The sequence below is a fragment of the Kordiimonas lipolytica genome (genome assembly GCF_001550065.1).
The window spans coordinates 374,269-392,957 of record NZ_LRUB01000017.1 but is presented as its reverse complement, the minus strand read 5'-3'; the positions used below and the strand labels follow the sequence as shown (position 1 = coordinate 392,957).

The window sequence follows — 18,689 nt, the reverse complement described above, 5'->3', positions numbered from 1 at the left end:
ACATCAAGAATGCCGCGCGCGCCTTTATGCTGCCTTTGAAAGAGACGCACACGCCTTCGCGATGCTGGCGATATGACGGTGATCGGTGCCACAGCATCCGCCCAGCACTTTGATCTGCGGGAAGATTTCAAGAAGCGCCCGATATTGCTGGCCCAATTCTTCGGGGTTGCCGTCGTCCAGCTCTTCGGCTTCATCAAGTTCTGCATGACTGCAGCGCGATGCATTGGCCCGAAGGCCGCCGATGCGCTTCATCCAGGCGGCATCCGCTTCCAGCACATGGCCAAAATGCTCCGGGTGGGCGCAGTTGATCATATAATAGGCCGGATAGGCACCTGTTGCCGCATCCACTGCCGCAATGGCAGCCTTGAGGGCATCACCGCTTGGCAGCCGACCGTCGGTTTCAACGGTGAAGGAGATGGCAACCGGCATCCCGGCCTCTTTTGCGGCAAGGGCCACGCCTGTTGCTTCCGGAATATTGGTCATGGTGATGGCACCGATGATATCCGCCCCGGCCTCCATGAACGCATCGGCTTGAGCTTGGTGGTAGGTACGCGCCTCCTCAGCCGACATCACCTCGCCGGCCACATAGCCGTCACCGCGCGGCCCGATGCAGCCGCTGACCAACACAGGGATATCCGCGTGTGCCTGCAATGTCCTGCGCACGTCATTCATCAGATCGATCGAAGCACGATTGGCGGCAGCCAGTGCGTCAGCTGAATAGTCCAGCTTGTCGCCCCAGTCAGCGCTCGCGCGCCAGGTTGGGCCTTCCATCAAAAAGCCGCGCCCCTGGTCGATCGCGATTTCACCGTGGCGCATGTAATAAGCCTGAAGCGCCTTTTGGCCCTTTTCTGTTTTCAGAAGGTCAAACGCCGCAAAATACGGCAGATCCCATCCTTCATGGAAAATCAGCGTGGTTTCAAGCCCGCTGTCTGTCAGATAAATCAGCTCGCCAGCATTTGGCAGATTGCTATTGGTCATGGTTTTTCCTCGCGTCTGTTTTTAGTTTTCAGGCGTCCAACCATGGCGCCCGTTCGCGGCCACTATCTTTATTTGGTCATGGGCGGGCTAGTGTACTTATGGTACAGTAAAGCCAAGCCATTGATTTATATGTTTTTTGACACACGGAATGGGGCCTGTGACAGAACAGAAACAGTCAAAACGAGACCTGATCCTTGAACTTGCGGAACAGTCCGTCCTGGAAAAAGGCTTCGCCGCCACCAGTATTGATGAACTGATCGCAGCCGCTGGTATCACCAAAAGCGGCTTCTTTTATCATTTCAAGGACAAGGCGGAGCTGGCGAAGCATATGTATCTTCGCTATCTGGAGCGTGACAACAAGGCCTTTGCGGACCTGTTTGAAGCCGCAGACGCGGCCACCGACGACCCGCTTGAGCAGTTCCTGCATATGATCGACGGCCTCACAGACATGCTGCGTGACCTGCCGAAAACACACCCCGGCTGCCTGATCGCCTCCTGCACCTACCAGTATCAGCTGTTCAACAAGGAAATCCATGACCTGAACAAACAGGGCATTCTGGAATGGCGGGACCTGTTCCGGGACCGTCTGGAAGCGATTGCAGAAAAATACCCGCCAAAAGGCGAGGTGGATATGGATGTGATGGCCGACCTCCTGACCACGCTCATTGAAGGCGGCATCGTTGTGTCGCGCTCTTTGGGCGAAAAATCGGTCCTGCCGCAGCAGGTTGCGCTATACCGCGACTATCTGGAACGCGTGTTCAGACCAAACGATTAATTCGCCGTCACCTGCAGCTTGGTGGTGTTTTTCACGGCCGTCAGGGCAATGGAACTATTGATCTCGCGCACGCCGTCGATCTGCGACAAGTGGTTCCAGAAGAACTCTTCATAGGCCTGAACGTCCCTGACCCGTACCTTCAGGATAAAATCGATATCCCCCATCAGCGTGTGGCATTCGATCACCTCGGGAAAACCGCGCACCTTTTCCATGAAATCCGGCAACACATCCCGACTGTGGGCATGCATCTTCACCTGCGCAAACACCAAGACGCCAAGCCCCGCCTTTTCGGCATCCAGGATCACGGTGTGTCTGGCAATCACGCCAGCCTCTTCCATTTTCTGGATACGGCGCCAAACGGCCGAGCGGCTTGAGGCGACTTTTTCGGCCAGGTCCACCAGCGGGATTCGCGCGTCTTCCTGCAGCAAATTCAGGATACGTGCGTCAAGATCGTCAATATTGTCGGCCATAGTTTCGATTTGCCATTATTAAATGAGAAATTTTCTCACTTTATATGCTAAACCTGCGACAATAGGAACCTTTTCTCGCACCTCTTGGGCTAAATTAATCACATCTTAGACACAAAGCCGCACCCCAGAAGGGCCCGATTAGTCGGGCGGGGGCGGCGTTTTTTAGTGGAGACCCAAGTCATGGTATTGCGAGGAAATACCCGAACCCGTTTTTCCGTCATGGCGGAATATGACCCGAACACCCTGTCGCGCGTGCTGGAGCTTTTCTCGATCCGCGGTCAGGATTGCGACACCGTTTCCGCCCGGATGACGGAAGAAGGCTTCCAGTGGATTGAGCTTGATTGCTCGGACATGGACGATCATTCAGCCGGCGTGCTTCTGAACAAGGTACGTCAGATTATCACTGTGAAAAGCGCACGAATTGAAACCCTCGTGCTGCGGGCACAAAAACTGGCGGCATAACATCATGGATACACCGATTATGTAGCGGCGCGGCCATAGTGGCTGCGCCGCTTCTCGTTAACCCTCAGATCGTCTGGGCCTTGACCATTGCAGGCCTGCCAACCGGGCTCGCCGCTTTCGGCTTCAGGCCAAAAAGCGGCCGCAGCAACCCGACACGGCGGATGACATACTCATGGAGCAGCATGCATGCGCCGATGGTCCCAAACGTGACAAGAAGAAACTCAGGCACGGCGCCGAGCAGGTAAGGAGCCACCGCCACACCGATCACGATGATGACCGTCTGGTGCAGGATATAGTATGGGAATACCGCTTCCGTGAGATAGCTGAGCGTCTGACTTGGGTGGTTCAGATAGCGCTGTGCGGCACCAAAGAGTGCACAAATGACCCACCAGATATAGAAAATACGGGCCGCGCGCGCCAACTGCATGAAGACACCATCAACGTCGAGCATATCCCAATTGGCCCAAACAAGCGAAAGCGTCGCGCCACCGACAACAGCAAGCCCAAGCGACAATTTCCATTGGTGGGCAATCCCGGTCCAGAAAGCGTCACTTTTGGCAACCAACAAACCCACGACAAAATAGCTGAAGTAGCGAATATGGGCACCCCAATCACCGCGAATATCGTGCGTTTCCGGCCAGGTTACGTCAGTTGTGAAACGGTACAGCACAAACAAAAGCGCAGGCACGACCAGAACCAGCGGTGTCTGCATCAGCTGCTGCAGGCGCACGCCCGCCTTCAGCCCCCGCATCAGGGGCAGCAGCGGAATGACAAGGAGCGTATAGATCAGCACATAAAGCACATACCAAAGATGATTATAGGTGGGCGTGAACACCTGCCAGCGCTGGTCAAGATCCACATACCCCGTGTAGAAATCCCAGTATCCGGGCTCAATTGCGCCTACGCGCAGCAATTCAAAATAGGTCTGCGGCGCGACGATCACGAAAGCACCGAAAAAGAATGGAACTGTCAGCCGTTTCAGGCGCGACCAGGCGAAGCTGCCCGCACTTGCCTTGTCCGCAGCGAAACGAACTGCAATACCAGAAATCACAAACAGGAGCGACAGACGCCATGGGTTGAGCAGCATCATGGCAGGCTCAAGGAAGTCGCTTTCATAGGGGCTTTTTACGTGCCATCCCCACGTTACATAATACATGCCCACATGATAAAAAATCAGCAGGCCGAAGGCGATAACCCTGAGCCAGTCCAGGTCGTGCCGCCGGGTGTTTATTGAGTTTGTCATTTTTTCCTCGCGTCGTTTTATTCGGGTTCGCACAGAAAATCATGACACCTCCGAAACGGCCAGATGGCCTGACGCGAACCACCGCACCGGTGGGACGAGCGGCGGCTTTCTTATGCGGCTCAAGGGCCTAGTAGCCGCCGTCCTGGGACGAGCGGCGGCATATTCGGGACAAGACGCTTTGCTTTGCAGTTTCGCGACATGGCCCGCGGCGATATAGTGGCAGGCATGAAAGGGCTTCGGAAATTCTACAATGACTGCCTTCCCAGCTGGAACGAACGCTTCCTGTGGGGCGTGGTCTCGCTGGTCACGCTGGTGATTGTGGCAGTCAATGCCCTGTCGATCCTGACGGACGCAGACCGCCGCGGCGATGAGCTTGACACATACATCCCCTGGATTACCGAAGCTACAAGCGCCGTTTTCATCATTCTGCTGTTTCCTGTCGTCAGCTGGTTTGTGCGTCGGCTGCCGCTTGATGCAGACGGCATGAAGAAAGCCGTGCTCGCGCACTTGGGGCTCAGCATTGCCTTTTCTGCTATTCACGTGGCAGGCATGGTATTCCTCAGGAAACTGATCTTCTGGGGCCTGCTTGGGAAAAACTATAGCTTCCTCGACGTGGTTTGGCGGGATGCCCTTTATGAATACCGCAAGGATGTCGTGACCTATATCCTGTTCGTGTCGCTCATGTATCTCGTACAGGCACTGGTCCGGCGCGAACAAGCCCTGAAGGAAGGCACCAGCCACACGCCGGAAAAGCGCCTCGCCTTCAAATGCGGCAGCGAGCTGATCTGGATAAAGCCGTCAGATTTCCTCTATGCCAAGGCCGCCGGCAATTATGTGGAACTGTATGCAGGCAGCACCATGCATCTTGTGCGCCTGAGCATGGCACGGCTGGAAAGCCAGCTTTCCGAAGCGGGGCTGAATGTCATTCGTGTGCATCGGTCATATGCCGTCAATGCCGAAAGCATCACGTCTGTGAAGCCCAAGTCAGACGGCGACGCCGAGATCAGCCTCCGTGATGGCTCAATCGTGCCGGCCAGCCGACGGTACCGGAGCCAGCTTTCGGCAATCAATCCTTAAGGCCGCGCGCGGCCTTCTTCCTTTTCCACGATTCCAACAATGTCCTTATAGGCAATGGGCCCGACCCTGCCGCTATCAAGGCTGCCCGGATGCCCCATCAAAAGATAGTCATGCAGTTCGCCCTCAAACTTCTTCAGCTTGCGCTTGAAATAGGGGTTCAACCGGTAGGGCTTATCAAACGGCGTCAGCACATGCTCGCCATTGACATACACATAGCCTTTGTCATCGACCGACAGTATATCCCCAGGCATACCCCAGATTTGCTTGATCACCAGATTGACACTCTCGCTTGAAGTGAAGATCACAAAATCCATCCGCTGCATGTCCCGGCAGCCAGGTGGCACCGCCATCACTTTCTGGCCAGGCATCAACTGCCCTTCAAGGGACGTGCCGTGGATCTCTTTTTCAACAGGAGCACAGTCCGCGGGCGGGGCCGCAGCAAGCCATAGTGTCATAAACGCAGCTATCATCGTGGTAATTTTCCTCTCTCACGCCGCATCTTAACGGTTGCACCAAAGAAGAAAACCGCCAAAATCGGGCCAAACAAAGGAAACAAGACATGTTTGATTTCAGGCTCGTTCTCTGCGCCCTATTCCTGATGGCCTGCGGCCAGGGGCTGGCAGCGCAAGACACACCAAGCTTCCCGATACCAGACCCACTTTTTGAGGCCGAAAACGAGGACCTGGCGGCCCTCAGGACCTGGTCGCTGGATAAATGGCTTGCGGTGCGCAAAACCAACCATCCGCTGTATCACAACGCTTTGGGGCCCGCCCGGTTCCGTTCCTATGTGCATATGTGCAGGCGCCACGAACTGAACGTGAATATGCCGATCCTGAATGAGCTGGCGCTCAAGAACCTCAGCGAAATCATCATTGCACACTATGAGGAGACCGAATGGTCCAAGTTTGGCGATATGAGCCCAGAAGACGTCAGGACCTTCATCAGTGACCTGGGCCAGGACATCTACGCCTTCGAATTTGCAACATCCATTGCCGAGCGGCGGGAAACGAAAGAACGAGGGAACATGACCACCCAAGCCTACTGCGCCAGCATCGCAAAAGAAAACCAGGACAATTACATTGCCCTTAGGGCCACCGCCAAACGCCAGTTGGGCCGCTGACGACGCGATTTAGCCATCGAGGCCTGATTTGCCGTACAGATAGTTGATGATGCTGCATTCCGTAAGCGGATGCTCATCTGCCGGGCAATAGTCAGAGAGCCGCTCCAGGCTCTTTTTCATCAGCTTCAGCTTCCTCAGCTTTTCATTGATCTCCTCAAGCTTGGCGCGGGCGCGGGCGTTCACACTGGCGCAATCAGCTTCAGGGTCGTCAGTAAGCGAAAACAGCTCCTTGATCTCATTCAGCGTAAAGCCGAGCGCCTGCGCTTCCTTGATGAAGCGCACACGTTTTTGAGCGTCACCACCATACACCCGATAGCCTGACGGCATCCGGTCCGGCGCCGGTAAAAAACCGCTGCGTTCATAGTAGCGTATGGTTTCTGCGCCGATGCCTGTCGATTTAGCCAATTCCCCGATGGTCATGCCTGCCATGCCGCACTCCTTTTTCTTGAGTCGGCATCAATCATACACCTTAAAGCTTACTACAAGGTCAAGCCCTATTGTTTTCCCCAACCTTGGGCTGGTGCACTCTACCTTGAAAAGGACGGACCAGCCGGGGTGGATTGTGGGGTTAGTGTGGGAGGAGCATCACCCGACACCAGTCAGGAAGACATCCCCCAACTGATCCGTCCTTGCTTGCGAGGCTGCAAGGCATGAAAGACAAGCGGCCCGCAATGCCTGGCCGGGCTGCTTGTCGCTCAATACCTGACACCTTGCCAAATCGCCGCCAATCAATTAAGTGTCTCAAATGACATTTTCGGTCCCTTTATGCCACGTAGGAAGAAAAGATGACTATTGTGAAACCGCGGATAGATATCGTTGCGCTACCCGAAACCACGGGCTCGGTGCTCTACTGTCTGTATGAAATTCTGGATTCCGTAGGCAGCATGTGGACAGCCCTGACAGGAGAGGATACCCATATTGACGGCTTCGATGTCCGCATCGCCTCGCCTATCAAGGGCGTTTTTACCTGTGTTGGAAAAATACCGATCATGCCGGAAGCAGGCCTGGAAGACCTGCCCCCGGGCAGCGTGATCATTGCGCCTGACTTCCTGCTTGGCGATGACTTCCGCGATACCGAGCACTGGCAAGCAAGCGCACGCTGGATTGGCGAACAACACGCCCGGGGCGCCAACATCTGTTCGGTGTGCACTGGCGCGGCGCTTCTCGCGGAAGCAGGGCTTCTGGATGGCCGTGTGGCCACAACCCACTGGGCCGGGGCAGCACTGTTCGAAACAGCATACCCAAACGTCAAGCTGAAGCCTGACCTTATCTTCTCCTGCGCGATGGACGACGAGAGCATTATAACAACAGGTGGTTCCTCGTCCTGGATGGAACTGTGCCTCTATCTGATCAAGCGCTTCTTCGGCTATGAAGCAGCATCCCAAACAGCGAAAATCTACCTGCTTGGCGACAGGGCCGACGGCCAATTGCCTTTCACCGGGCCAGCACCCAAAAGGGAGCATGATGATGCCGTCATCAGTGAATGCCAGTCCTGGATTGCAGACAATTACCATGCACCACAACCAGTGACCCGAATGATTGAAAAGTCCGGTTTGGCCGAACGCACTTTCAAACGCCGCTTCACCAGCGCCACTGGCATGAAGCCTGTGGCCTATGTTCAGACCGTAAGAGTAGAGGAAGCCAAGCAACTGTTGGAAACCACGCTTCAGAGCGTGGAGGAGATCAGCGCGGCTGTCGGGTATGAGGATTCGGCTTTTTTCCGCCGTCTTTTCAAACGGATGGCCGGGGTTTCACCCGCAAAATACCGGCAAAAATACCAAGCCATCCGTAATCTGGGGAAACCTATGGCCCAGTTGGCCTAGGCCCGCCCCGCTGTCGCTTCGCTTGCGCGTGCTGTATTCGCCGGGCTCGGCCCCGCGTAGCTGGATAACACATCGAAGCCCGCGATCATCTTCGGGACCTCAAGCGACGCGCCGTCATAGAAACCCGCCTCAGGAATGATCTCTTTCGGGTTCCGGAAGGTGCCGAACAGCATGTCGATCAGCGGCACGTCGCAATAATTATATTTGTGCACGCCACGCGCATGATGCACTGAATGAGATTCCGGCCGCACGATGATATATCCCATCCAGTGAGGCGTCTTGATATTCATGTGCTGCCACGCTGTCAGGAACAGGAGCGTGAGGTTCACGACCAGTCCTGCCTCACCGCCGATACCCACAATGCCGACCAGCGCCAGGCTGCCAAAGAATGTGAAACCCACCATGTCCTGCGGGCTGAAATAGAAGGCACCCCAGATATCAAACCGCTCTGCTGAATGGTGCATCTGGTGGAAAGCGCGCCACAGGAAATTGGAGGTGTGCATGCTGCGGTGCCAGCTGTATCCAACCAGTTCCGCAACCAGAAAACCGATTAACGCCTGCTGCCAGACCGGCAGAGTTGTCAGGTCGAAGAGCCGGTGACTTGCCAGCACATCATCCCAAAGAAAAGGGGCAAATGTACCGACGGCCAGATACAGTATGAACCCGATGGCGCCACGAGTACGCCAAAAAGGCGACGCCGCATAGTGTTGACGGGGCCGAACCATCTCGACCACCGCCAGGAGGGCAAAGGTGCCCAAAATTATTAGTTCCAACATATTTGTCCTTTCGCTGTCTTTACTAGAAACAGCGGGACAATGCCGGAAAGACCTTCAACCGCGAAGTGTCCAAAATGTCACTTTCGGGTCAAATATGCCAATAATACTCAGCTCCCCTGAGGGAATGTACGGGTAGACAGGATCTTGGTTGCTAACGCAATCGCCGTGCCGCCCCTAGTCCGCCGCGACTTCAAAATCTCCGCGCATCACCGGATAGCCCATATTCATCCATCCGAAAATGCCCTCATAGAGCACAGCTGTGTTTTCATACCCACGGCGCCTAAGCTTGTTGACCACATGGTCGGCGGCAGCCCGCGGGCAGGAACAATAAGCCACAATCTGCACGTCTTTCGGCAGTTGGTCGGCCAGCTCATCGAAGTTGGTATAATAGGGGATGGGGATGGAGCCTTCCAGATGCACTCGCTGCCACACGGACGTAACCCGTGTATCCAAAAGCACCATGCGCTTCTTGCCCTGCATTGCTGCAAGCAGGTCTGTGGCGGAAACATACCGCCCCTCTGTCAGGTCAAAATCCGGGTCTTCACCATCCGGGTTGATGACATATTCATCTGGCGCGGGCATCGCCTTGAGCACAGGTTTCTGCATGCTCCAACCGCTGGCACGACTGCGCAGAAAGGCGGTGACATTATCAATATCCGCGTCGGACAGGGTTTCACCCCAGGCAGGCATTGGGGTGCCATTGCGGCCATAGCGGATGGCATATCGGATAAACTCGTCTGTATTGTGCGCCAGCGCAGACTGGTTCCCAAGCGCCGGGGCATTCACGCCCTCGCCGTTCACACCGTGGCAGCTGGCACAGTTTTCTTGATACACCACTTTGCCGCGCCGGATGTCGCCGTGCACAGGGTTGGTTGAAAGCTTCACGCGGTCGACGCCGGATTCCCAAAAAAGCCAATATGTCAGATCCCATGTTTCATCCAGCGTCAGCGGACCGCCAACCTCATCAAGGTAACCGCCCATGGCGGTGCCTTCGCGCCCATATGAAAGCGGCCTAAGGACCGCGTGCGGCACGCCTGACTGGAACAGGCTTTCACTTCTTAGGGAGGGCGCATGGTCGTTGGCATAGCCTTCGCGGTTCGCCCCGTGGCAAAGGGCGCAGTATCGTTGATAATTAGCAGCGGCCCGCTCGCTCAGCTCTGTTGTCAGCTTACGCGGAGGTGGGATCGTTTCATGGTCCTGTGCGTAAGATGACGGGTCCCAAAAGGACAGCAACAGGGCAAGCCCCAAAGATTTCACTACCATCATTCGTGCAATAGACGCCATCCAGCGCTTCCTTCTCAAAATGCCATTAAAGTTATCTGGACATAATTATCTGGGCCGATTGGGCAATTGTGCCAATTCTAATATACATCCACATAGAAGAAGGGCTGAACGTCGGTCAATGGCACTTGCGCTAACCTGTGCCTATTCGGAGGCAAATAGTTGGCAATCCAACCCAAGTCTGCCTTACCCATCTCTATTAAGGCTACGGCCATAACTCCGCCCTGTATCTCACCTGCCCGAAGGACACTAGCGCTTCCCCCTGAACGCTGTCCTCTGATATACTGACGCTTCAGTTGCACCGGAGCTCCTATGAAAAAGACATCACTGACATGGACCATAGCCATCCTTCTGGGTGCTGCCGCTGTCATGCTATTCTTGAAGGGACAATCCGGAAATATCATCGCCCCGACCAAACAGCCTCAGAACATAAAGCCCCTGCCCTTTGAGGTTGCGGAAGGCGGTGTTCAGATTTATGGGACCGCCTGGGGAATGACGCTGTCGGAGGATGGGTCGGGTTTTTACAACGAGCTGATCAGGCTGTTCCTGGACGGTTTGGAAACACCGGTACAGTATGACATCCTGCCCTACAGGCGTGCCAAGGCCTTGTTTTACCGGAACACTGAAAGTTGCCTCTATCCCAGCAACATCGACCTCCTGATGGATGGTGGTGAAATTTCTTCCGCCGATGGCTTGATCGATACCAGAGGAATACTCAACGTAAAGGTCTATGTTTTCTCCCCGCCAGGAACCGCCCCACCGGCCAGTGCTCACGACGTCGATCACCGATCCGTCGCCTATGCCATGGGATCACGGGTGCCCTTTTTCCTTCGCGGCGCCAATGCGGACTTCATCGCGGTCGCCAACGAAAGTGACAAAGCGAGGATGCTGTTGTCAGGCAGGGTTGACCTGATGACAGCTGCAATGCCCGATGCCAAGTTTGTGTTTGAGGCCATGCAGAAACCCCTGCCCCCGTTCAACCCGGAGTATGAGCTGAACAATACGCTGGCACGCGTCACCTGCCACGACACACCCAAAAACAGGGCCTTTTTGGCAGCCTTTAACACCCACGCCATGGCTGTCCTTGAGGGCGGCAAGGCACACGCCCTGATGCTGGAAAACCGCCTTGATGCAGCAAGCTACCTGCCGCAGCCAAAACCTTAAACCATTGCCTGCCAAGCCCTGTTGGCCTATCATGAATATTGGGGTCGCAACTGGACCGTTTATGATTGTAACGAGACTTATCTCAGCATTCCTTTTCCTTACCCTAACGGTAGACGTATCGGCACAGCAGGCCGATGACGCCCAAAAAAAGGCAGGGAAAATCTATGCCACTGCCTGGGGCATGACGCTCGCTGAAGATGGTACAGGTTTCTATAATGATCTGGCGCACCTGGTTCTGGATGAAATTGCCCGCACCCCGCGCTACGACATCGTGCCTTACCGCCGCGCGAACCGGATATTTGCCCAGGACAAAACGGGTTGCCACTATCCCAGCACATTGAACTATATGGCCGCCACCGGAATCGTCGATGATACGTCCGGACTCGTGGAAAGTTATTTCATGCTCCGCAGCGTGGCCCATATTTTTTCCCGGTATGACACGCCAGCGGTTTCTCAAAAAGCAGATGTGACAGACAGGGTGATCGCCTACCCAATGGGGGCGGAAGTCCCACGCCTGCTGGACGGTTTTGGCGCATCCTTCATTCCGGTCAATGACGAGAAAGGCAAAGCCGAGCTTCTGATCAGCGGCAGAGTTGAGTTGATGATCGCCTATATGCCGGATGTGCTTTTTGTCTTCCGCGAACTTGGCAAGCCGATGCCACCCTACAATCCGTCTTTCACTATCAATGACGACAACATTGCCATTGTTTGCCACCGCACAGTGGAAAACGAGGACATGATTGCCCGCATCAATGCCCGCATCAAAACACTGAGAGACAGTGGCGAACTGGCCGCTTTCCTTTCAGCCCGAGGCATTGACCCGACCTATTATCTGGGCCCGCTGGAGCGCAAGACGCTGGGGCATTAATGGGTTTCTCCGGAACCGGTCCTGCGCTTCAGCACAAGAGCAGCTGTAAGCCGCCTATGCGAATATTTCCTTGATCCCGCTGCTGCTTGCCTTCACAGACGGCAGGTTGCGGTACCAAGCCGCAATCAAGCTGGGGGTAACAATCACATTCAGGTAAAGCGCTACAATCGCCCCGATCAAGGCCACGAGCCCCATGATGGCAGAAAGGTCGTCGCTACCTGTCATGACCTGCCACTCGATGCTTCCAAGTGCTGTGTACAACAGTTCAGACCCGATCAGAAAACCCGCGAGCAAGATCACCAGCGTGAGTGAAACTCTGGTGGGCATTTCGCGCCAATCTGGACTGGCCAACCCATCTGCCCGGCGCGCCAGGCGCCTTAAAAACCAAAAAAGTGCAATGACAGAAAGCGACACGTCAAAGAGGCTTTGAGGCACCATCATAATGATATATTCGCGCGTCAAATCCCCGTCAGGCATCCAGGTGGATACGAACGCACTTGGCATTGCCATCAGCATAAACACCGGCACCCCGGCGCGCACCATCAGGCCATTAGGTATCTTCCCGGCCCGGCTATTCCCGGCCAGCATTTTTCCCACTAGAACCATATATGCGAGATAGTTGAGCAGCCACCCCAACCAATTGAAAAGAAAGATATCAAACCGCCAGCCGGGTTCGGGCTGAACCTCAAAAATCGGAACGCCAAACAATTGAAGCACGCCGCCGATGGCCAAAAGGGAGAAGACCATCACAAAACAGACGATGACAGCCCGACTCCACACACGAGCAAACAGTCGCCCGGCGTCGCGCAGTATCAGTGAAACCATGCCTTCTGCATTGGCCTTACCACTATGTCCTGTCATTCCAGTTTCCCTCTCCCGTATATCACCGCACGTTACTATCACGCCCACGCTTTTGCGATCATGAAATCAAAGCGATACAGGATGTCAATTCGTGTTAACAAAACACTCATTATGCTGTAGAGGGATAAATACAAGCCTGCGCTAAAGAATGCAGGTAAAGATGTAGACTGTAGGGGTGGCGGTGAAAAAGACAGTTTTGAGGGAAGCGCCTTGGTTTGGGCAGGTATCCGCCTTCGCGATTGATGCAGTTATCGGGTTCATTGGTGTATTTGGCCTGTTCAAACTGGTTTTTGACCGCAAGCCCGATGTCTTGACCGGCTTTGACTTCACCATGATTGTGGCGCTTAATGCCCTTCTGTTTGCCTTGCCGGCACTGATGATGCATGGAAGCACAATCGGTGCCCGCCTGTTGGGCTACCGTGTCACGAAAGGCGGCGCAGCCCCTGTCAGCTGGGCCTCCCTGGCCAGGGGCCTGTATTTCTTTCCCTTCGGGGTTATCATTATCAGCTTCCACCTGCCGCTGAAATTGTTCCTGCAGGATCACGCGCCCTTCGACCCCATTTTTGGCCTGCGCCTCAAGATGAAGAAGACCGTGGATCACCCCATTCAGGCGCCGTCATCTGAACCCAAAGAGGGGAAAAAAGCGGATGAGCAGGAAATGATATTTGGCACACGCCAGGCCGAAATTGGCGACGCCCGCCACGACCTGGAGAAGGCCCTGGGCATCAAGCTGGTGGAGAAAGAAAGCAGCTTCTGGGGAACCTATTTTGCCTGCAATGCTTACGGCAGCAGCCAGATGATGCTACTTCCGAATGATGTAGGCCTTCCAGACAATACGGACCCCAACATCGCAAAGAAAGCAGACGACTTTCGCGCCATTTTCCATGTAAATGCGAAGGGTTCGAAATCAACCTTGATCGGCGACTTGATGGCCGCCACGGAATTTCAGCGCATCTCGTGATCTATCCTTCGCCAAGATAGAAAGCAGCCGAAAAGAACAGGGCGGTCAAAAGCGCCCACAGAATGGTCGATATAGTTAGTTTCTCGCGTCGCGTGCCTGTCCCGTCCGACATAAGTCATCCCCCAAAACCAGTTCTCGACAAGAAATAACCATAGGCGTTCCCGCCTGCCTTGGGAACAAAAAACAATTAAAAGTTTATTTTATACTGGTAAAATAGTAGCCGCCCCGACGGCAATCAACTTTTGTTTTCCGTCACTTACCGCGAAAACGCGGCTCTCGACAGCCACCAGCCTCTTGTTGACTTTTACAACCTCACCCCGCGCCATAAACTCATCACCAATTCCCGGGGCAAGCAATTTGACGCTATAGTCGGCAGTCACAACATCGCCCACAACGCTCGCGGCAGCAGCAGCCGAGACATTGTCTGACAGGAAACCGATGATCCCGCCATGGACAAAGCCATGATGCTGCGTCAGGTCTTTCCGAAAAGGCATCCGTACTTCGCACACGCCCTCCTCGCACGTCAGAACTTCACACCCGGTCCAGCGCGTGAAGGGTGAAACCTGCACGATAGCTCGCATCGTTTCCGTTGTCGCAACGGTGCGTTCAGCTACCATCTCTACCGCTTCTCTGGCTCCATGCTGGTATCCGGCTTCGCTGCCAACTGCTTCCTGTGTCATTTTTCCATCCTCGATAATTGTTGATTATATAGACTGATCTGTATAACTTTTAACCAAAGTCAAGCCCAAGAGTCAAATTTCGGGAATTTTCCATGAGCAACGCCATAGCCGAAAAGCCAGAATCCAAGCGAAAAAAGACTGCTCAAAACCGCTCAAAGCATGAGGCTGCCCTTATTCATGCTGCGGCTGTATTGTTCCGCAAGCAGGGCTATGCCGCCACCGGAACAGCAGAAATATTGAAACGGTCCGGCGCGCCGCGTGGATCGCTTTATTATTATTTCCCGGAAGGCAAGGAGGCCATTGGCGCCGCGGCCCTTGAGGCCGCCAGCAAGGTTGCCACACGCACTTTCCGCGAACTGGCAGGTTCGGCCGAAAGTCCGGCCGATTTCGTGCAGGCTTATGCGGCGCTGCTGTCTCAGTGGATGGAAAAGTCTGGCTTCACTGACGGCTGCCCGGTCGCAACGACAGTTCTTGAGACAGTACCTACTTCCGATATCATCACCCCGGTTGCAAAAGCGTCTTTCGGGCACTGGCAACAAGCCATAACAGATATGCTGTTAAGCCATGACTGGCCTCGTGCCAGGGTCCGGGCGACAGCCACATTGATTCTGTCCGCGTTTGAAGGGGCGCTCATTAGCGCGCGCGTGGAAAGGTCGTCCCGCCCTATTCTGGACGCAGCCGACGAACTGTCTATTCTATTGAAGGTGTAGGCCCGAACACGCGCGAAGGGTCAATCAACCAATTGATCGTCCGTCTCGGACGGCTTCGCCCAAACCCAGCGGGCAAAGCTAAGCACAACAAAGAAGAAAACGATGCCAACAGGCGCGGCATCAACCATCAGGAAAATGGTACAAGCAACAAACAGCAGCAACAAAACCAGCTTGGCAAAGGTTTCGGCCGCCGTATCTGCGATATCAAAAAACTTGTCGCGCATTCCCCACTCCCGATTGTCATTTTAGCCCATTCGACGGTGAGGCAAAGATTTGGTGAAGTGGAATCTGCTTTCCCAAGCTCACTCCACAACTGACTGCTGCAAATCGGCCACAGGACTCTGGCTGAACCTAAAAAAAAGCCCCTTCGCGGAAGCGAGGGGGCTGAGGATTGGCGCCGGTTTAAGGGGAGGATGCCGACGCCAGGGGATTCCTGATGGCCAAAGGGGAGGCCGGGGGAGGAATCAGGGGCTAAAGAAACTCAATCAATGCACTCAGTGATGCCAGCAAGGCAGGCATCTAGTGATGACCCATCTGGCTTGCGCTTTGGCGCCAACCGGCGACAACCACAACTTCACCAAGGCTGTCGAACGCGTCGGCGTCCAGCTCCAGCAGGGTGGAAGCACCGCCACGAATGCTTGGAAACTCGGCGGTATAGACACGCTGGTGAGTGAGGCCAGACCCGATGATCGCGCCCTTAGCACCCTTCTTCAGGTCGAACTGCTCAACATCCCGCGGCAGCATTACGTCATGAAATTTTTCCATCGTCTGTCTCCGTTAATTATCATTATCCTGGGCATGCGTGAGGTCATGCAAATCGACCTCCAACGTCACCCCAAGCGCCGCCATGCGGCTCATCTGTTCAGGGCTCAGGGTCAGAACCGGCACCCGGTGGTAAGCATAGGCCGCGACAAACACATGCGCGCCTTCCGCCCACTTCTGCACTTCATCTTCCTTGCCTTCCAGGCGGTCGAGAAGCGCGTCAATCTGGTCCGCGAGCGTTGTGTTGGCAGCAGGGAGGCCACTGTCGAGCCGCCAGATATTATGGCTATTGAGCGCCTGGTGCGTAAGCACGCTATGGTGTTCGCCTTCCGGCGCCTCAGGCTCGCCCTTGCGCGTGACAAGACTTGGAAAGACGCCCAAGGATTTTGTCACCGCGTCGGGTGAACTTTCCTGTGTATCAATCTCCAGGCTCACGCTGATCTCGAAATCAGGGTGGTCTACGGTCATGTCATACGCTGCACTGGTCATCTTAAGCTGCCTTGTAAAAACGTCGTTTCGGGGAATAGGAGAGCACATCGCGCTCGCCATGCTTAAAGAGCATGAACAGGTCATCCCCGGCGTCATAGCCGTAAAAGTCCGGGTCTACATGCAGACGGAACCCACCTGTAAAGGTGAACACAAAACAGTCGTCTGCCTTGTCATGCTCAATCTCAGTAAGGCTTTCGCCTTCCAGTTTCGACAGGATGTGACTGGCCCGCGCGGTATCGCTTTCACGCCGCCACAGAATCCGTGCATCATCCAGATACAGGTCCCAGTCACAGCTGTAGATCCACAGATGCCACTGCCACTGGGCATCGCCCGTGACCGCATCCGCTTCGCACGGATCGCCCAAATCGAGCGTAATAAAGCCGCCAAAGCCCCGCCGTGCGCGAGCAATCTTCAGCGGCTGACCCTCTCGGAACTCGTTAAACCGCTCTTCGCCCGTCTCGCCGGGCCGTATGTTAACAATTGCTGTCATGTCTCTGTCTCACCATTTTGCCCATGCATATCCCGGGCCATGTTTCTTTCAATTTATGGACCCCGAGGATTGGCAAAGGTCGCTTACCGCACCCCGGGGGTTCATTTCTTGTCCTCGCAAATTCAACTCTAAACGTGCCGTACTCGGGTCTTTCTATCGTCTGCTTCAATCAGGCTCCGTCAGGGTTGATTGCGGGCTTCAAAGTCGGTGGCTCAACAAAAAACCCCTCCGGAGCGATGCTTCGGAGGGGTTTGGAACCTTTTCAACTTTTCAGCCCTGGTGGCTTAAAGTTCTCTCCCCTCCGGAATGCATGCAAGACGGACGCAAATAAACTGCGCGCCTTTCACTGCATACATCTGTTTCCAAAGGGTGGTCATGTTCCTAAAATCCTAAATACTCGAGGCCCCTCCTATTGAGGCCATCCGATATTTGCATCACTAACCGAAGCGCCACGCAATTGTCAACAAGGAAAAGATTAAAAAGTGAAATTTTATTTCAAGGCGCGGAAATAAAAGGACAAAACCGGGACCTAAGGCTGCACTTTCGCAAGTTATTATGGTCATTCATCCCTAGAGATTTTGACAGGATTCCGAAGCTCGCCCATTCGGTCAACCCGCACATGGACTATATCCCCGGACTTCAAGTACCGCCCCAGCTTTTGCTCTTCACGGATGTACCGGTCTACGACCCATTGCTGCATCGGGCGGTCCCATCCACCTAGGGCATAGTCCAGAAAACCACGCACCTTGTGCATGGTGCGAATACCTTCAAACACGGTACCCGCGGGCGTACCTGACATGATCATGGCACGCGCCGGCACCCTGCCGTTGCGGGTCGGCAGACCGACCCGGGAGCCACGGAAAACCCACTGGCGGTCTTTTCGAGCTTCAGTTTCCCGGAGAATTTCAGGAAGACCCCAGACCATGCGTGACACAGGTGCCGACTGCCGGATTTCCCCATTTACCGATAGCTCGAGCGTCAAGGACTGGGCAAAACCTTCAGCATCCAGCGGGATGACAAACAGGTTTCCCACCGGCAAGTAGCCGGGAGCACTTTTGCCTGTTGTGAGGCCTTGGCCGGACTCAATGTCAAACGCATCAATATGTCGCAGAAGCAATGCCCTGTCGGTCACATCGTTGCACAGGATCAACCCTATCTCGCGCGATGTGCGCACCGGTGGGAAATCCCGCAAGGGCACAAAGCAAAGTTCTGCCTCATAGTCCAGCAGCCCATCCCCCGATGGAATCGGCGCTGTCCAATGCGTCGGCTGGACCTGTTTGGGAAAAAGGAACGGCCCGTCCTCCACTTCAGCGTCATCAGCATGAGCCGGAAAATTCGCGCCTGCAGCGATGTGGCTGCCGCCGAGTCCAACCGGCATCCCAAGACTTGTGATCGGCAGGGTCACGGCCGCGCTGTCAGGTATCACCTCCAAGGCGGCGAGAATAGCGTCACGCCCAAGTTCATTATAGAGAATGATCGGATCAAACACCGGCCGACCAAGCGCCTGAGATACATCGATTCCAGTTATTGTTTCGTTTTCGTAACGAATAACCAGCAATAGCTTTTGCGGAATCCCATTCTCATAAGAACGAGCAAATGTCAGGGCCTCTTCGCGTGGAGCAATCTCAATTTTCTGCGCCCCTGAAGCAGGTGCCACAGCAAACAGAAAAACACCCAAAAACAGCAGTAAACGTACCAT

The 18,689-nt window shown here is 54.8% G+C and carries 23 protein-coding genes; 9 read left to right on the top strand and 14 right to left on the bottom strand.

Annotation, left to right across the window (positions count from 1 at the left end; translation table 11 throughout):
* Nucleotides 1-24: 24 nt before the first annotated feature.
* Complete coding sequence (locus KORM41_RS09955; RefSeq protein WP_068143952.1) at nucleotides 25-978, bottom strand: homocysteine S-methyltransferase family protein; 954 nt, start codon at nucleotides 976-978, stop codon at nucleotides 25-27.
* 148 nt (nucleotides 979-1,126) lie between these two features.
* Here KORM41_RS09955 and KORM41_RS09950 point away from each other — a divergent pair, with 148 nt between their 5' ends.
* The gene (locus tag KORM41_RS09950) at nucleotides 1,127-1,753 is read left to right on the top strand and encodes a TetR/AcrR family transcriptional regulator (protein WP_068143950.1); all 627 of its coding nucleotides are present in this window, start codon (nucleotides 1,127-1,129) and stop codon (nucleotides 1,751-1,753) included.
* Here the strand turns inward: KORM41_RS09950 and KORM41_RS09945 are convergent.
* A complete protein-coding gene (locus KORM41_RS09945) occupies nucleotides 1,750-2,223 on the bottom strand; it encodes an Lrp/AsnC family transcriptional regulator (protein WP_068143949.1) in 474 nt (157 codons plus the stop codon). The two genes, KORM41_RS09950 and KORM41_RS09945, sit on opposite strands and share 4 nt — an antisense overlap.
* 219 nt (nucleotides 2,224-2,442) lie before the next feature.
* On the opposite strand from KORM41_RS09945, the gene KORM41_RS09940 reads away from it, so the two are divergent.
* Nucleotides 2,443-2,685, top strand: a complete 243-nt coding sequence (locus KORM41_RS09940; RefSeq protein WP_068143947.1) for a hypothetical protein — start codon at nucleotides 2,443-2,445, stop codon at nucleotides 2,683-2,685.
* Nucleotides 2,686-2,749: 64 nt separating this feature from the next.
* Here KORM41_RS09940 and KORM41_RS09935 read toward each other — a convergent pair whose 3' ends face one another.
* Nucleotides 2,750-3,928: an acyltransferase family protein gene (locus KORM41_RS09935; protein ID WP_068143944.1), complete on the bottom strand. Its 1,179-nt coding sequence runs from the start codon at nucleotides 3,926-3,928 to the stop codon at nucleotides 2,750-2,752.
* Between the two features lie 183 nt (nucleotides 3,929-4,111).
* On the opposite strand from KORM41_RS09935, the gene KORM41_RS09930 reads away from it, so the two are divergent.
* Complete coding sequence (locus tag KORM41_RS09930) at nucleotides 4,112-5,005, top strand: LytR/AlgR family response regulator transcription factor (protein ID WP_068143943.1); 894 nt, start codon at nucleotides 4,112-4,114, stop codon at nucleotides 5,003-5,005.
* Here the strand turns inward: KORM41_RS09930 and KORM41_RS09925 are convergent.
* A complete protein-coding gene (locus tag KORM41_RS09925) occupies nucleotides 5,002-5,460 on the bottom strand; it encodes a S26 family signal peptidase (protein WP_231727084.1) in 459 nt (152 codons plus the stop codon). The two genes, KORM41_RS09930 and KORM41_RS09925, sit on opposite strands and share 4 nt — an antisense overlap.
* Before the next feature lie 104 nt (nucleotides 5,461-5,564).
* Here KORM41_RS09925 and KORM41_RS09920 point away from each other — a divergent pair, with 104 nt between their 5' ends.
* On the top strand, nucleotides 5,565-6,125 hold the full coding sequence (locus KORM41_RS09920) for a hypothetical protein (protein ID WP_068143939.1): 561 nt from the start codon (nucleotides 5,565-5,567) through the stop codon (nucleotides 6,123-6,125).
* 9 nt (nucleotides 6,126-6,134) lie between these two features.
* Here the strand turns inward: KORM41_RS09920 and KORM41_RS09915 are convergent, their stop codons facing one another.
* Nucleotides 6,135-6,554 (bottom strand): heavy metal-responsive transcriptional regulator, encoded by a 420-nt coding sequence (locus KORM41_RS09915; RefSeq protein WP_068143937.1) that lies wholly within the window; start codon nucleotides 6,552-6,554, stop codon nucleotides 6,135-6,137.
* A 356-nt stretch (nucleotides 6,555-6,910) separates the two neighbouring features.
* Between KORM41_RS09915 and KORM41_RS09910 the strand changes: the two genes are divergently transcribed.
* On the top strand, nucleotides 6,911-7,948 hold the full coding sequence (locus KORM41_RS09910; RefSeq protein ID WP_068143936.1) for a GlxA family transcriptional regulator: 1,038 nt from the start codon (nucleotides 6,911-6,913) through the stop codon (nucleotides 7,946-7,948).
* On the opposite strand, the gene KORM41_RS09905 is transcribed toward KORM41_RS09910, so the two are convergent.
* Nucleotides 7,945-8,724 carry a sterol desaturase family protein gene (locus KORM41_RS09905; RefSeq protein WP_082719679.1) on the bottom strand — a complete coding sequence of 260 codons (780 nt, stop codon included), beginning with the start codon at nucleotides 8,722-8,724 and terminating at the stop codon, nucleotides 7,945-7,947. The genes KORM41_RS09910 and KORM41_RS09905 overlap by 4 nt on opposite strands.
* Nucleotides 8,725-8,898: 174 nt before the next feature.
* Complete coding sequence (locus KORM41_RS09900; RefSeq protein WP_068143934.1) at nucleotides 8,899-10,008, bottom strand: c-type cytochrome; 1,110 nt, start codon at nucleotides 10,006-10,008, stop codon at nucleotides 8,899-8,901.
* A 309-nt stretch (nucleotides 10,009-10,317) separates the two neighbouring features.
* Between KORM41_RS09900 and KORM41_RS09890 the strand changes: the two genes are divergently transcribed.
* The gene (locus KORM41_RS09890; protein ID WP_068143930.1) at nucleotides 10,318-11,169 is read left to right on the top strand and encodes a hypothetical protein; all 852 of its coding nucleotides are present in this window, start codon (nucleotides 10,318-10,320) and stop codon (nucleotides 11,167-11,169) included.
* Nucleotides 11,170-11,230: 61 nt separating this feature from the next.
* A complete protein-coding gene (locus tag KORM41_RS09885) occupies nucleotides 11,231-12,037 on the top strand; it encodes a hypothetical protein (protein ID WP_068143929.1) in 807 nt (268 codons plus the stop codon).
* 54 nt (nucleotides 12,038-12,091) lie between these two features.
* On the opposite strand, the gene KORM41_RS09880 is transcribed toward KORM41_RS09885, so the two are convergent.
* Nucleotides 12,092-12,898 (bottom strand): hypothetical protein, encoded by an 807-nt coding sequence (locus KORM41_RS09880; protein WP_068143927.1) that lies wholly within the window; start codon nucleotides 12,896-12,898, stop codon nucleotides 12,092-12,094.
* Between the two features lie 181 nt (nucleotides 12,899-13,079).
* On the opposite strand from KORM41_RS09880, the gene KORM41_RS09875 reads away from it, so the two are divergent.
* Complete coding sequence (locus KORM41_RS09875) at nucleotides 13,080-13,859, top strand: RDD family protein (RefSeq protein WP_068143925.1); 780 nt, start codon at nucleotides 13,080-13,082, stop codon at nucleotides 13,857-13,859.
* Between the two features lie 200 nt (nucleotides 13,860-14,059).
* On the opposite strand, the gene KORM41_RS09870 is transcribed toward KORM41_RS09875, so the two are convergent.
* Complete coding sequence (locus KORM41_RS09870; RefSeq protein ID WP_068143923.1) at nucleotides 14,060-14,539, bottom strand: PaaI family thioesterase; 480 nt, start codon at nucleotides 14,537-14,539, stop codon at nucleotides 14,060-14,062.
* Nucleotides 14,540-14,631: 92 nt separating this feature from the next.
* Here KORM41_RS09870 and KORM41_RS09865 point away from each other — a divergent pair, with 92 nt between their 5' ends.
* A complete protein-coding gene (locus KORM41_RS09865; RefSeq protein ID WP_082719677.1) occupies nucleotides 14,632-15,249 on the top strand; it encodes a TetR/AcrR family transcriptional regulator in 618 nt (205 codons plus the stop codon).
* Nucleotides 15,250-15,269: 20 nt separating this feature from the next.
* Here KORM41_RS09865 and KORM41_RS09860 read toward each other — a convergent pair whose 3' ends face one another.
* The 5 genes from KORM41_RS09860 to KORM41_RS09840 form a co-directional block, all read right to left on the bottom strand.
* On the bottom strand, nucleotides 15,270-15,473 hold the full coding sequence (locus tag KORM41_RS09860) for a hypothetical protein (protein WP_068143921.1): 204 nt from the start codon (nucleotides 15,471-15,473) through the stop codon (nucleotides 15,270-15,272).
* Nucleotides 15,474-15,768: 295 nt separating this feature from the next.
* Nucleotides 15,769-16,014 carry a hypothetical protein gene (locus KORM41_RS09855; RefSeq protein WP_068143919.1) on the bottom strand — a complete coding sequence of 82 codons (246 nt, stop codon included), beginning with the start codon at nucleotides 16,012-16,014 and terminating at the stop codon, nucleotides 15,769-15,771.
* Nucleotides 16,015-16,026: 12 nt separating this feature from the next.
* On the bottom strand, nucleotides 16,027-16,500 hold the full coding sequence (locus tag KORM41_RS09850; RefSeq protein ID WP_068143917.1) for a DUF4279 domain-containing protein: 474 nt from the start codon (nucleotides 16,498-16,500) through the stop codon (nucleotides 16,027-16,029).
* A gap of 1 nt (nucleotide 16,501) precedes the next feature.
* Nucleotides 16,502-16,990 carry a hypothetical protein gene (locus KORM41_RS09845; RefSeq protein ID WP_068143915.1) on the bottom strand — a complete coding sequence of 163 codons (489 nt, stop codon included), beginning with the start codon at nucleotides 16,988-16,990 and terminating at the stop codon, nucleotides 16,502-16,504.
* 559 nt (nucleotides 16,991-17,549) lie between these two features.
* Nucleotides 17,550-18,689 carry a fumarylacetoacetate hydrolase family protein gene (locus KORM41_RS09840; protein WP_068143913.1) on the bottom strand — a complete coding sequence of 380 codons (1,140 nt, stop codon included), beginning with the start codon at nucleotides 18,687-18,689 and terminating at the stop codon, nucleotides 17,550-17,552.